The organism is Halogranum gelatinilyticum (assembly GCF_900103715.1).
GTDB lineage: Archaea > Halobacteriota > Halobacteria > Halobacteriales > Haloferacaceae > Halogranum > Halogranum gelatinilyticum.
In genome coordinates this window covers 595740-608661 of sequence record NZ_FNHL01000002.1, presented here as the reverse complement: position 1 = coordinate 608661, position 12922 = coordinate 595740, and the positions used below count along the sequence as shown (strand labels likewise).

At 67.2% G+C, this 12922-nt stretch carries 13 protein-coding genes; 11 read left to right on the top strand and 2 right to left on the bottom strand.

Translation table 11 applies throughout. The features are described 5' to 3' along the window. Positions 1-32: 32 nt before the first annotated feature. The 4 genes from BLR57_RS09610 (at position 33) to BLR57_RS09590 (ending at position 5385) form a co-directional block, all read left to right on the top strand. Positions 33-788: a CPBP family intramembrane glutamic endopeptidase gene (locus BLR57_RS09610; protein ID WP_089697243.1), complete on the top strand. Its 756-nt coding sequence runs from the start codon at positions 33-35 to the stop codon at positions 786-788. Positions 789-1189: 401 nt separating this feature from the next. After that, a complete protein-coding gene (locus BLR57_RS09600; RefSeq protein WP_089697237.1) occupies positions 1190-2005 on the top strand; it encodes an alpha/beta fold hydrolase in 816 nt (271 codons plus the stop codon). A gap of 320 nt (positions 2006-2325) precedes the next feature. Further along, the gene (gene tgtA / locus BLR57_RS09595) at positions 2326-3843 is read left to right on the top strand and encodes a tRNA guanosine(15) transglycosylase TgtA (protein ID WP_089697234.1); all 1518 of its coding nucleotides are present in this window, start codon (positions 2326-2328) and stop codon (positions 3841-3843) included. 96 nt (positions 3844-3939) lie between these two features. Continuing rightward, positions 3940-5385, top strand: a complete 1446-nt coding sequence (locus tag BLR57_RS09590) for a sensor histidine kinase (protein ID WP_089697231.1) — start codon at positions 3940-3942, stop codon at positions 5383-5385. A gap of 66 nt (positions 5386-5451) precedes the next feature. Here the strand turns inward: BLR57_RS09590 and BLR57_RS09585 are convergent, their stop codons facing one another. Further along, the gene (locus BLR57_RS09585; protein ID WP_089697228.1) at positions 5452-6429 is read right to left on the bottom strand and encodes a DUF6199 family natural product biosynthesis protein; all 978 of its coding nucleotides are present in this window, start codon (positions 6427-6429) and stop codon (positions 5452-5454) included. A 43-nt stretch (positions 6430-6472) separates the two neighbouring features. Continuing rightward, on the bottom strand, positions 6473-6943 hold the full coding sequence (locus tag BLR57_RS09580; RefSeq protein ID WP_089697225.1) for a pyridoxamine 5'-phosphate oxidase family protein: 471 nt from the start codon (positions 6941-6943) through the stop codon (positions 6473-6475). A gap of 116 nt (positions 6944-7059) precedes the next feature. Here BLR57_RS09580 and arcS point away from each other — a divergent pair, with 116 nt between their 5' ends. The 7 genes from arcS (at position 7060) to BLR57_RS09545 (ending at position 12532) form a co-directional block, all read left to right on the top strand. Beyond that, complete coding sequence (gene arcS / locus BLR57_RS09575; RefSeq protein ID WP_089697223.1) at positions 7060-8817, top strand: archaeosine synthase subunit alpha; 1758 nt, start codon at positions 7060-7062, stop codon at positions 8815-8817. Position 8818: 1 nt separating this feature from the next. Beyond that, the gene (locus BLR57_RS09570) at positions 8819-10000 is read left to right on the top strand and encodes an MFS transporter (RefSeq protein WP_089697221.1); all 1182 of its coding nucleotides are present in this window, start codon (positions 8819-8821) and stop codon (positions 9998-10000) included. A gap of 48 nt (positions 10001-10048) precedes the next feature. Beyond that, entirely contained in the window at positions 10049-10435 is a 387-nt protein-coding gene (locus tag BLR57_RS09565) for a DUF7971 family protein (protein ID WP_211603205.1), read from the top strand. A gap of 209 nt (positions 10436-10644) precedes the next feature. Continuing rightward, on the top strand, positions 10645-11571 hold the full coding sequence (locus BLR57_RS09560; RefSeq protein WP_089697217.1) for a BGTF surface domain-containing protein: 927 nt from the start codon (positions 10645-10647) through the stop codon (positions 11569-11571). 40 nt (positions 11572-11611) lie between these two features. After that, positions 11612-11890, top strand: a complete 279-nt coding sequence (locus BLR57_RS09555) for a ubiquitin-like small modifier protein 1 (protein ID WP_089697214.1) — start codon at positions 11612-11614, stop codon at positions 11888-11890. After that, positions 11890-12174, top strand: coding sequence for a MoaD-like domain-containing protein (locus BLR57_RS09550; RefSeq protein ID WP_089697211.1), 285 nt, complete (start codon positions 11890-11892; stop codon positions 12172-12174). Before BLR57_RS09555 ends, BLR57_RS09550 begins: the two co-directional genes overlap by 1 nt. A 1-nt stretch (position 12175) precedes the next feature. After that, complete coding sequence (locus BLR57_RS09545) at positions 12176-12532, top strand: DUF8048 family protein (RefSeq protein WP_089697208.1); 357 nt, start codon at positions 12176-12178, stop codon at positions 12530-12532. Positions 12533-12922 lie beyond the last annotated feature (390 nt).

Below are 12922 nucleotides of genomic sequence, written 5' to 3'. Positions count from 1 at the left end.
CTGTTTTCACCACGGGAGCCTGAGAAAGGGACATGGACTCCGCCTCCCCCGTCGTGCGTTCGGCCGTCGCCATTCTCGCCGCCCTCGGTATCGCGATACTCGGGCTGGTTGGCGGGACGGTGCTGGTCTTCGGGGCCGCACTCGGCCTCCAGTTCGCTGGTGTCTCGCTCACGCCCGTCTCGCTCATCGTCATCTCGCTCGTCCTCGTACAGGGCGTCGCCTTCGGTGGCATCGGTCTCGGCTATCTCCGCTATCGCGGTCTCGGCCGCGACTACATCGGTGTCCGACTCCCCAGCATCCGCGAACTGCTGTTCGTCGGCGGCGGCTACGTCCTCGCGTTCGGTCTCGCCATCGCAGGCTCCGTCGTCGTCGCGACCACCGGCGTCGAAGCCGGCGCGAACCAGGCGGCCGAGATCGGCCTGGAGAACCCCGAGGTGCTCTTGCTTCTCATCCCGGCCTCCTTCCTCCTCATCGGGCCGGGCGAGGAGCTGCTCTTCCGTGGCGTCGTCCAGAACCGCATCCGCGAGTCGTTCGGCGCGCCCGCGAGCATCATCCTCGGGGCGATTATCTTCGCCTCGATTCACTTCTCGGCACTCTCGGGCGCGGCTGGCGCGCGACTCGTCTCCATCAGTATTCTCTTCTTCCCGAGTCTGGTCTTCGGGACGGTCTACGAACTGACCGACAACCTCGTCGTCCCGTCGCTGATTCACGGTGCCTACAACGCGACGCTGTTCAGCATTCTCTACTTCGTCGCAACGAATCCGAACCTCCAGACGGCACTGCTCTGAGGCTGGGGACGCTTTTCTCGTATTCTTCGGTTGAGAGCGACTGCTCTCTGTCCGCCGTGGCGCGTGGCTTCGCGCCGCTCCGTCGGCGCGTCACACTCGTGCGAGGGATGAGCGAACGAGCGACAGCGAGTGAGTGAATCGGCTGGGGAGGCTGTGGCCGTGCCGTTCGGGTGGGACTGAAAGGGGACGCGTTGTCGACGACGGCGGACGACGTAAGCACCGCAGGAGCGAACGAAGTGAGCGACGAGGAGCGCGACGAGGCCCCCGAGTCGACAGCGCGTGGGCTTTCGAGACGGTCAGAGACACAGCACTGCACACCAGACCAACTCTCTAGAATTTCCCGACAATCCCATCTAGCCGGAATCGAACGGTTCAGGACCCACCATCCCTAGCCACAACCTGTGACGACGAGACAGTCGGACGCGCGAGTCCTCCACACCGAGTCGACGGGAACCGGCCAGCCGCTCGTCTTCGTCCACGGCGGCTGGCTCTCCGGCGAGATGTGGCGGCCACAGGTCGACCGCTTCGCCGACGAATACCGGGTCATCACGGTCGACATCCGCGGCCACGGTGAGACGGGCGCGACCGACGCACGGACCTACACCGTCGACCTCTTCGCCGCCGACCTGCGGGCGACCCTGCGCGACCTCGCTGTCGACGACCCGATTCTCTGCGGGCTCTCGCTCGGCGGGCTGGTGGCGCAGACCTACGCCGCCGACTACGACGTTTCGGGCCTCGTGCTCGCCGATACCGTCGAGTCGCTGCCGCCGGTGCCGATGACAGGACTTCAAAAACAGTTCCTCTTCCCCAAGCCGTCGCTCTATCCGACGTTCAGACTGCTCGGCTCCGGCACGGCCTTCCGGATGCTACTCCAGAGCGTCCGTGCCGTCGAGGGCAAGCGGTGGCTCGCGCTCAACGACGACGTCCGCGAGTACGCCCTGGGGGAGGTCGACGCCTTCTCTTCGCGGGAGTTCGTGAAGGTGTTCGACGCGCTCTACGAGGCCGACGGGGTGGACGTGTCGTCCGTCGACGCGCCCTCGCTCTTGCTCTACGGCGACCACGAGGCCCGTGCGGTGGTCGCACAGAACCGGAAGTTGGCGACGGCGTTGGACGCCGAGATGCAGGAGATTCCGGCGGCGGGGCATCTGTCGAATCTCGACAACGCCGAGGTGTTCAACGACGTGGTAGCTGGGTTCTTGGACGAAATCGGCGCGTAGAGTGATTCCACTCTGTCGGTTGTCGAGCACGGCTGGACCCAGAGGGCAGTTCAGGAATTGATTGGCTGTCTCTCATCACGAGTTCCGTAACAACCCGAAAGCCCCGCACTCCGCACAGCCACACCCTCCCCAGCCGATTCGCTCACTCGCTATCGCTCGTTCACTCATCCCTCGCACGAGTGTGACGCGCCGACGGAGCGGCGCGAAGCCACGCGCCATGACCCAGCCCTATCCACGCCATCGAACGACAGCACTCGACCAGCTGACTCCGGTACCGGCCGAACGCAACTCTTACCGCCAGCGACCGGAAACTCCGACCCATGCGCGACTGTTTCGAGATTCGCGACGGCGACGCCGGTGGCCGCATCGGCCAGCTCACGGTGCCGCGAGCGGGCGTCACCGTCGAGACACCGGCACTCCTGCCCGTCGTCAACCCCAATCTCCAGACCATCTCTCCCGCCCGGCTCGAATCGGAGTTCGGCGCGGAGATTCTCATCACGAACTCCTACATCATCCGCCAGACCGACCGCCTGCGCGAGCAGGCACTCGACGTCGGACTCCACGAACTGCTCGACTTCGACGGGGCCATCATGACCGACTCCGGCTCCTTCCAGCTCGCCGAATACGGCGAGATCGAGGTCACGACCGAGGAGATCATCCAGTTCCAGCTGGACATCGGCTCCGACATCGGCACGCCCGTCGACATCCCGACGCCGCCGGACGTCTCCCGCGAGCAAGCGGAAGAAGAACTCGAAATCACGCAGACCGCCCTCGCCGACGCCGAAGCCATCGACACCGGCGAGATGCTCGTCAACGCGCCCGTCCAGGGGTCGACGTACTCCGACCTGCGCGAACGTGCGGGCAGCCACGCCGAAGCGACGGACCTCGACGTGTTCCCCGTCGGGGCCGTCGTCCCGCTGATGAACGCCTACCGCTACGACGACATGGTCGACGTCGTCGCCGGGGCGAAGCGCGGACTGGGCGCGGACTGCCCGGTCCATCTCTTCGGCGCGGGCCATCCGATGATGTTCGCGCTCGCCGTCGCCATGGGCTGTGACCTGTTCGACTCCGCCGCCTACGCGCTCTACGCCCGCGACGGCCGCTATCTGACCGTCCGCGGAACCGAGCATCTGGAGGAACTCGACTACTTCCCCTGCTCCTGTCCCGTCTGTGCCGAACACGACCCCGCGGACGTCCGCGGCTTCGACGAGGACACCCAAGAGCGGCTGCTCGCCGAGCACAACCTCCACGTCACGTTCGAGGAGATCCGCCGCATCAAGCAGGCCATCCGCTCTGGCAACCTGCTGGAACTCGTCGAGACGCGTGCCCGCGGCCATCCGGCGATGCTCGACGGCTACCGCGCGCTCCTCGAACACGCCGAGCAACTCGAACGCGAGGACCCTGTCTCGAAGGGGTCGTTCTTCTATCTCTCCAACGAGAGTGCCCGCCGTCCCGAGGTTCTCCGTCACCACGAGCGACTCGACCGCTTCGACCTCTCGGGCGACGTGTTGCTCACGCAGGGCGGTACGCCGAAGGAGCACGACTTCGACGCCGTCTGGCGGGTCGTCCCGCCGCTCGGCCCGTTCCCGCGCGCGCTCTCGGAGACTTACCCCCTGACCGCCGAGGTCCCCGAGCGGTTCGACGACGACGCCTATCTGGCGGCTGCCGACGGCGTGAGCCGGCTGGCCGAGGCGAATCCCGAGGTCTCGGTCACACTCGCCCACGACGACTGGCCCGACGCCGCACTCGACGCGCTGCCCGAGCGGGTCCACCGGGAGAACCTCGTCCGGAGCCACTACGCGGACAGCGACAGCGCGGACGGCGAGACAGGCCAATAACCTGCTGTCGCCGTGCCGTGGTGACAACTGGGTGAATAGTTTGCGTTCGTAACTGTCCGGGCTATTTTTACCAGACCCCGCATATTTTAAGAGCAGATGGCTCTGGATGTTCGGGTGCTCGTCGTCGACGGCGACCCCGAATCACGCACGCGGACGGCGACGGCACTGAGTCGGGACGGCGGAGTGACGGCCACGGCCGTCGACTCCACGGAGGCCGCGCTCGCTCGCTTCGAGCGCGTCGATGACACCGACGAGACCGCTGTCGACTGTCTCGTGACGAGCCACCAGCCACCCGACGTCGACGGCTTCGCACTTCTCGCCGAACTCGCCCACCACGGGAACCGGACTCCTGTCGTGTTCTATCCGCGAGACGGCAGCGAGACGCTCGCTGGCGAGGCGTTCGCCGCCGGTGCCGCAGGCTACGTCCCGAACCGAGAATCCGAAGCGAGCCACGAGACGCTCGTCGAGCGCGTCCGCGACTCTGTCGCCGACGCCCGAGAGAAACGGCCGGAAGGCGGGGCGGGCGACGCCAACGGGCAGGAGTTCGCCTACTACCGCGCGCTCGTCGAGGGGGTCATGGACGGCGCGCACATCATCGACGAGGACGGCGAGCGCGTCTTCTTCAACGGACGGAGTGCCGACGTCCACGGCATCGACACCGAACGGCTCCAGCGGGAGGCACCGGAGATATTCGTCGAGGAGGGCATCATGGACGCGGCCGACCTCGAATCGTACGACGCCGTCGTCCAGCAGTTGCTCGACGGCGAGCGGGAGTCGGCCCGCGTCGAGATGGACCTCCAGCTACCGGACATCGGGAACCGGACGACCGAGACGCGACTGACGCGCCTCGACACCGACGACCTGCGCGGTGTCGCCGCCACGACACGCGACGTGACGGACCGCGTCGCGACCGAACGGGAGTTGGAGACCCGAAACCGGCGGCTCGCGAACCTCGCACGCTTCTTCTCGCACGACCTCCGGAACCCGCTGAACGTCGCGAGCGGCTACGCCACCCTGGCCCGCGAGACGGGTGACTCCGAGCACTTCGACAAGCTCGACACCGCGCTCTCGCGGATGGACCGCCTCGTCGACGACCTGCTGTTTCTGACGACCCGCGACGCCAGCGACCTCGACCGGACGCGGCTGTCGCTCGCGTCGGTCGCCGAGCGGGCTTGGACGAGCGTCGACACCGCCGACGCCACCCTCACCGTCGAGAGCGACCGGGACGTCGAGGCCAACGAAGGCTCGTTGCTACGGCTGTTCGAGAACGTCGTCAGAAACGCCGTCACACACGGCGGCGAGATGGTGGCCGTGACCGTCCGCGACACCGACGACGGCTTCGCCGTCGACGACGACGGCCCGGGGTTCCCCCCGGAGCCACGGCAACTTCTCGACGTCGGCGTCTCCGGCGGCGACAGCACAGGACTCGGGCTCTCCATCGTCGAGGAAGTCGCCGAGGCCCACGGCTGGACGCTGGCACTCGAAGCGAGTCCGGACGGCGGAGCGCGGCTGCGGTTCAGCGGCGTCGACACGGACGAGTGACACTGGCGTCGTCGCCGACGCGGCTCAGATTACGAGCGGTGGCACTGGCGTCGTCGCCGACACGACTCAGATAACGAGCGGTGGCGCGCCGACGAGAAGGAACCCGAGACACGCCGCGGCCAACCCGCCGTACCGGTGGAGGTTGACGTACCACTCCTCCGGTTCGACGTCGCCCCGGAAGCCGATGAGTTCGAGGCGCTTGCTCAGCCTGATGAGGGCGACCGGGAAGAGCGCGTACGGCAGGCCGAACGCGAGCATGATTCCGCCGACGACGAACGCCCGCTGACTCGCCCCCGGTGTCTGCTGGGCCGACGCCGCGAAGACGAGAATCCCGACCGGGACCGCGACGAGGCTGCCAGCACCCCGGAGCGGCAGGTCGCGCCGCCGGTGGGCGACCCCGACGAGGACGGCACCGCTCCAGAGCAGCGCGGCGACGGAGACGGCGAACAGGACCGTCGAGTCGGCACCCGAGGCGACGGCGACCGCCGTCGTCTCGACGCTCTCGATAGTCGCGCCGTAGCGGTAGGTCTCGGCGGTCCGCCCGAGGACGAGCGGACGGGCGACAGCCGGTAACAGAAACGGGAGTCCGGCCCAGGCGGTGTCGCCGAGCAGCGTCGTCACCAACCCCTCGTCGCCGCTGCCGGTCAGAGTGTAGAGCCACGCCGTGGCGAGGAGCCAGCCGACGACGACGGTGAGGAACGCGGGACCGAGCAGCCCACCGACCGCGCTCTGTGCGTAGCCCGCGAGCGACCGGGTGAGCTGTTCGGGTTCGGTGCAGGCCTCGGGCGTGTCGCTGTTCCAGCCGCTCCCGTCGTCGGTCTGTGACTGGCAGACAAAGTCGGCGGGGCGGTTCGGATTGTCGACGGTCACCGTGCCGTCGACCGCGGCGGCGATGGGCGTCGCCGCCATCGAGAAACTCACCGTACTGACGACGGCGACGAGGAGGACGAGACCGAGCGCGACCGGGAGGGACGTCCGGTTCTCGTCGTCGCCGAACGCCCGATGGGGCGCGACGAGTCGAGCGAGCGGGCGAGGGAGGGCCATATGTGGCGGTCGGCGACCGCTCCCGGTAAGTGTTCTGCCTCGCTCAGGCGTCGTTGCTCTCGCCCATCCGCTCGGAGAAGTCCCAGCTGTAGAGTTTCTCGGGCGTGATGCGGATGCGGACCTCCTCGCGCTCGGGCGCGAGCAGCGACCGGGCGAGCGAGCTGTCGGTCCCGCCGAGATAGCGTTCGAGCAGTGCCCGAAGCTGCTGTTTGTCCTCGTCGGGACCGAGCGAGGCGGTGCCGCGGCCGCGGACGCCGCGGTAGGGCGGGTCGTTGGTCGACACCTCGAAGGCGACCTCCTCGGTCGACTGGAGGAACTCGACGATGTCGGCGTCTTTGCCCGTCGCACACCGGAACTCGCCGTCGACGTACTCGTACCACAGCGAGAGCATCCAGAGGTCGTCGCGTGGGGTTCGGCAGGAGATGCGGATCGGCACGGTCGTCTCGGTGAGGAAGTCGGCGACCTCCTCGGGGGACCAGACGCCCGAGAACTTGGCCGTGCTCTGTTGTTCCATAGCCGTCCTACGCGGAGCAGGTGGAAAACTGCCTAGGGAGGCTCCCGCGGTACGAACTCCCACACGGCCGACGCGACAAAGGAAGATAATTCACCCTCCGTCGCACAGACCAAGGCATGACCGATTATTTCGAGGTTCTCTCGCGGGACGGGGCGGCCCGCATCGGCGAACTCCGCCTCTCGACGCCGGTGACGACACCGGCACTCGTCGACGACTACGTCGAGGACGCTGGCAGCCTCTGGAGCGAGGAGCGTGAGGTGCCCGAGGGCGACGACTCCGTCCTCACTGTCCTCCCGCACCGCGCCTTCCCCGCTGGCACTGCCGACGAGGTGAAAGAGTCGTTCCGCGTCGACTACCCCGAGGTGGACTATCCGAGTGCCGCCGTCGTCGCCAGCGACGACGCCTACGACGCCGGGACGGACGCCTACATCCTCTCGGACGCACAGGGCTTCGTCGGCCACGCCTCGGCGTTCAAAGACGCCATCATCGAAGCCAAGAACACGCTGCCCGCCGACACCGCGCTCTACCTCTCAGGCGTGGCGACGCCGCTCAACGCCGCGACGCTCGTCTACGCCGGTGTCGACCTCGTGGACGCCAAACTCTCGATGGTGAAAGGACTCGAAGGCAAGTATCTCACGAGCGAGAACGAGTACTTCCTCGAAGACCTCGACGAGCTTCCCTGCGCCTGTGCGGCGTGTCAGACCCCGCGCGAGGAGTTCACCCGCCAGGACTGCGCCGAGCACAACGTCAACGCCCTGCGGACGGAACTCGCTGTCGTCCGTCGCCGGATTCGCGACGGTCGTCTCCGCGACTACATCGAGGGACAGACCCGCCACGACCAGTGGCTCACTGCCGCCTTCCGCGAACTCGACCAGCAGTACAATTACCTCGAAGAGCGCACGCCCGTCATCCGCGACTCGGAACTCGCAGCGGCGACGAGTGATTCGATTCGCCGCGTCGAGATTCAGCGCTTCGCCGAGCGCGTGACCACGCGGTACCAGAACCGCTTCCAGAACCCGCTCGTCCTCGTGCCCTGTTCGGCCAAGAAGCCCTACAGCGAGTCCCAGAGCCACGGCCAGTATCAGGACGCCATCCAGTTCCGGGCGCACACCGTCTCGATGACCTCGCCCATCGGCGTCGTGCCCCAAGAACTCGAACTCACCTACCCGGCCCAGCACTACGACTCCGTCGTCACGGGCCGCTGGTCGGAGGACGAGAAGGACTTCGTCGCCGAGGTCCTCAAACGCTACCTCCAGCGCAACGAGTATCCCCGCGTCATCGCGCACGTCCCGGAACACGGCTACCGCGACATCTGCGAGCGCGTCGAGGAAGAACTGGGGATGGACTTCGAGTACACCGTCGAAGACCACCCGACGACGACCGAGTCCATCGGCAACCTCATGCGCACCCTCGAAGGCGAACTGAAGTTCTCGAAGCGCGAGCGCGAGCACAACACCATCAAGGCGCTCGCCGACTACCAGTTCGGCGACGGCGCGGGCGACGCGCTCTGGGGCGACGCGGACATCCAGATGACGAGCCGGTATCCGAAACTCCAGGTGAGAGACGAAGACGGCGAACAGCTCGCGGCGATGGTCCCGCAGTACGGCGTGCTCTCGTTCACGCTGAAGGGCGCGAAACACTGGGTCGAGAGCGACGCCCCGACGAAGCGCGTCGAGATCGACAACTTCGCGCCACACGGCTCGGTGCTCGCGCCCGGCGTCGTCGACGCGGACGACGACATCCGCCCCGGCGACGAGGTCGTCGTCGAGGGACCGAAGGCGTTCGCCGTCGGCCGCGCGGAGATGTCCGGCCCGGAGATGGCCGAGTCCACGAGGGGAATCGCCGCGGAAGTGCGCCACGTCGAAGAGAAGTAACGTGAGCGCGCCGCGCGGCCTCCGACTCGCGCCGCATCTCGTCGTCGCCAGCGTCGGCTACGTCGTCTTCGCCTACGCGGCCGTCCCCGATACCCTGATGCGCGAACTGGAGGTCGGGTTCGCCGCCTTCGGCCTCTTGATGAGTGCCGCACTCGCCGCCTTCGTCGTCGCGCAGGCCCCGACGAGTCGGCTGGTCGACCGCCACTCGGCGACTCGGTTACTGCTCGTCGGCACCGCGGCCCACGCACTGCTCGCCGTCGCACTCGACCTCGCGCCCTCGTTCGAGGCGTTGCTCGCGCTGCGCTTCCTCTGGGGGCTCACGGGCGGCTTCGTCCTGAGCGCGGGGGCGACCGGCATCTCGCGGCTGGTCTCCGGCGGCGCGGCCACCCGCGAACAGGGAGTCTACGGCGGGATGCTGACGCTCGGTGGCGCGGTCGGCTTCCTCGCCGCGCCGACGCTCGTCTCGCTCCCCGTCGGCCTGAACGCCCTCGGTGGGGTGCTCGCGCTCCCCGGCCTCGTTCTCCTGTGGCGACACCGGAAGACGGGACTGACGGCACCGGCGACCGTCTCCACGTCCGCTGACTCGGCGACGGCGACCCAGCCGAGCGTCCGCAGCGTCGTCACCCACCCTGCCGTCGTCGTGGCCTCGCTGGCCTACGTCGCCATCATCGCCTCGTACATCACCCTCTCAACGTTCATCACGTCGTACTACAGCGAGCTCGACGTGCTCGGGCCGCTCAACGCCGCGGTCCTGCTGATGGCGACGCTCGGACGAGCGGTGGGCGGGACCGCCGTCTGGCGGTGGCCCGTGAGCGACACCGGTCTCATCGGCGGGTCGGCCGCGCTCGGCGCGCTCGGTTTCGGGGCGCTCGCACTCGGCCCCTCGGGAGTCGCCGTGCTCGTCCTGCCGCTCGTAGCGATGGTCGCGGTGTCGTTGCCGTTCGGAGCCTCGTACTCGCTGGCGGCCGACGCGACGGGGCGCGAGGGCACCGCCATCGCGACGATGGTCGCCGTCGGCAACGTCGCCTCGCTCGTCGTGCCCGCAGTGACCGGCTACCTACGCGACGCCATGGGCAGTTACGTCGGCGGCTTCGCCGTTCTCGCGGTGCTGAACCTCCTCGCCGTCGTCGGCGTGGGACTGCTCGCGGTTCCCGGCCGTCGCGGGGCCGAGACGAGCGCCTGACGCGTCTCCCCCCACGGCTTTTTACGGGGCGGGACCCACCCCGTGGATATGGACGACATCGAACTCGGCGTGCCGCGCCCGATTCTGGACGCCCTGCCCGAGGGCAGCGAGTCGGCCGCACAGGATATGCAGCGAGCGGTCGAGGGGATCGAGTCGAGCATCAACCGCGCCGTCGACGCCGCCGAAGACGAGAAGGAGGCCGTCTCGGCCGTCGCCGACGCCATCGAACATCTCGAAGACAACTACGAGACCTACGACGAGTTCGTTCCGGAACTCCGCGCGTGGGGCCAGTCGCCCATCTACGCCATCGCGTGGCGCAACCTCCAGGCGGACCTCGTCGCCCAGCTCTACGAAGTCGAGTGGCTCGCCGAACGTCTCGACCGCGAGCGCAACGCCCGTCTCGTCGAGGACGGCATTCGCTTCGGCAAACGCTGAACCCGTCGCTCTCGAACTGTCACTTTCGAACTGCCGCTCTCTCGACAGGACGGACTTTCTCCAACGAGCGGTGTGTCGCGCTCCAGCGGTTCGAACACCCGTTTTCTTTGTGACGTGTCTGCTGTGGGAACAACAGCTATATGTGGGATGACTAATCAGTCATTATCGTTCACGGCCGCACACGGCTGAGTGCGGCGAACGTGGTCCCTATGGTAGCTCTCCACCCCCATCGAACACTGGCAGTCGCACTCGTCGTCCTCCTCGCGCTCGGCGGGCTCGGGCTGGCCGGTCCCGCCAGCGGGCAGGAACTGTCCAGTGCCGACGCGATGCTCGACTCCGGGTCGACGGCCTGGCAAGGCCAACAGCTGTACTTCGACGGCTCCCGAGTCGTCAGCCAGACGACCGGCGAGTATCCGAGTCAGCTCAACGAGAGCCAACGCGAGTTCTCCCTGCGCCGACTTCACGACGACAACACCGTCGGCCGGAGCGTCCGGACGATCACCGTCAACCGGAGCGGAGTCGCTGTCGTCTCGACGGCCCGACTCGACGGCCGGTACGTCCTCACCTACGACGAGCGGGCGGTCGCCGTCGACGACGGAGAGGGGTCGCTCCGAATCGGCGTCTCCGGGGGAGATCTCAGTGCCTGTAGCTGGACGGTGACCGACGACACCGCCAACGTGACCGGCAGCTTCGACCGGACCACCGAGAACGGGACGGTCGTCCTCGGCCAGCGGTCGTCGACCGTGGTCTCCGGGGAGACCGACCTCCCGCAGGGGACGGAGATCGTCCTCCGTATCCACGGCGAGGGTGCTCGACCCTTCCTCCTGTATCTGGAGACCGACCTCGGTCCCGACGGCCGGTTCAACGAGACGGTCGACCTCACCGGGACGCGCTACGGCGCGCCGGTGAGTATCACGCTCTCGCTCGACGGGTCGGAACTGACCCGACGCGAGGGCGTCGTCGGCGGTGTCACGACGGAGACGACGACCCGAGAGCCGTCGACGACAACGCGGCCATCCACCAGCCGCTCACCGACGACGACGACCAGTCCCGGCTTCGGCGTCGGCGGTGCCGTCGGTGGCGTCGTCGGTCTCGCGCTCGTCGCGACCGCCGCGGCTGTGCGCCGAACCCGGTGACCCCGTACACCTTTTTACCCGCGCGAACGCATCGGACGGTATGCAACTCCAACTTCGGTTTTTCGCCACCTTCCGTGAGGCGGTCGGGACGAAGACCATCGAACGGGAGTACGACGACGGAATGGTCGTCGGCGACGTCCTCCGGGCACTCGAAGCCGAGTTCGATGGGCTGGCAGGGCAGATAATCGAAGACGGCGACCTCAGGCCACAGATAAACGTCCTGAAGAACGGCCGCGAGGTGCTGCACATGGAGGGTATCGACACGAGTCTCGACGACGGCGACACGTTGAGTGTCTTCCCGCCCGTAGCAGGTGGCTGATGGCCACAGTCACACGCGAGAAGGCGTTCCGCGGCATCTCTGTCCGCCTCGCCGTCCACTATCTGGAGAACCTCGGCGGCGAGGCCGTCGAGCCGGTCGAGACAGGCGATACCGAAGGCACCGTCGAGGCCGACGGCTGGCGGGCGACGCTCACGAGCGAGAAGGTCGGCGTCGGGCCGACGGTCTCGCTGACGGAAGTGCGGATCGTCTTCGAGGGCGACGAGGCGACGCTCGCCCCGCTCGTCGACGACTTCTCGCAGAAGGCGATGCGCGCCGGAGGCTGACATGACCGAGTTCCCTATCGAGGGACAGGTCCTCGTCTTGGCCGCAGCGAAGGCCAGCGTCGCGCCGAACGCACTGCCCGAACTGCTCTCTCGCGTCCAGGCCGACCTCGGTCCTCGCCTCGACGACTACCGCCGGGAGTTCGAGTGCGTCGCCGAGGACGACGAGCGCGTGACGTTTCTCGTCCCGAGCGACCACTGGACGACCGTCGGCGACCGACTCGGCTGCAACCGCCGCGAGACCGACGCCGTCCGCCGGGCACACACAGAACAGCTGCGCCGACTCGGCTCGCGGCTCGGCCGCCGCGACGAGTTCGAGACGGCACTGGAGATCCGGGAAGCGGTCGTGGTCGGCGTCTGACCTGGGCGAACGACAAGTCTCCCGTTCCGATATCATCGTCGTTCTTGCAAGCCGACTCGTCGGTTATTCTAGCGGCGTCGGTTTCGACAGAAATCCGAGTGATACGCTCGACGGACGGGGCGGTTTGGCACCTGAACCGACCGATACGCACACCGGATCGGGCTCGAAGTGGGGTCTTTTACAGACCGTCTATCTTACGAATATGTCATTCGGGAATGGAATAGGTGCGATGTCATGGTTGGTACTAGTGTCGGGAATGTTTTGTCTTCGACCAGCACTCTGTCTCTGGGTTTTGTGCAAACCTGACAGTTTGACATTCGGTTCGACAACGGCTACTTGCCTGTGAATTAATCCTGGATTAATTGTGAATTAATTCGCACTCGGCCGCCA

Bases quoted from the DNA above. Each gene is read 5' to 3' on its own strand.
- BLR57_RS09590 (WP_089697231.1), top strand. From the start codon at position 3,940: ATGGCTCTGGATGTTCGGGTGCTCGTCGTCGACGGCGACCCCGAATCA.
- BLR57_RS09585 (WP_089697228.1), bottom strand. From the start codon at position 6,429: ATGGCCCTCCCTCGCCCGCTCGCTCGACTCGTCGCGCCCCATCGGGCG.
- arcS (WP_089697223.1), top strand. From the start codon at position 7,060: ATGACCGATTATTTCGAGGTTCTCTCGCGGGACGGGGCGGCCCGCATC.
- BLR57_RS09565 (WP_211603205.1), top strand. From the start codon at position 10,049: ATGGACGACATCGAACTCGGCGTGCCGCGCCCGATTCTGGACGCCCTG.
- BLR57_RS09545 (WP_089697208.1), top strand. From the start codon at position 12,176: ATGACCGAGTTCCCTATCGAGGGACAGGTCCTCGTCTTGGCCGCAGCG.
- BLR57_RS09550 (WP_089697211.1), top strand. From the start codon at position 11,890: ATGGCCACAGTCACACGCGAGAAGGCGTTCCGCGGCATCTCTGTCCGC.
- BLR57_RS09555 (WP_089697214.1), top strand. From the start codon at position 11,612: ATGCAACTCCAACTTCGGTTTTTCGCCACCTTCCGTGAGGCGGTCGGG.
- BLR57_RS09580 (WP_089697225.1), bottom strand. From the start codon at position 6,943: ATGGAACAACAGAGCACGGCCAAGTTCTCGGGCGTCTGGTCCCCCGAG.
- BLR57_RS09610 (WP_089697243.1), top strand. From the start codon at position 33: ATGGACTCCGCCTCCCCCGTCGTGCGTTCGGCCGTCGCCATTCTCGCC.
- BLR57_RS09560 (WP_089697217.1), top strand. From the start codon at position 10,645: ATGGTAGCTCTCCACCCCCATCGAACACTGGCAGTCGCACTCGTCGTC.
- tgtA (WP_089697234.1), top strand. From the start codon at position 2,326: ATGCGCGACTGTTTCGAGATTCGCGACGGCGACGCCGGTGGCCGCATC.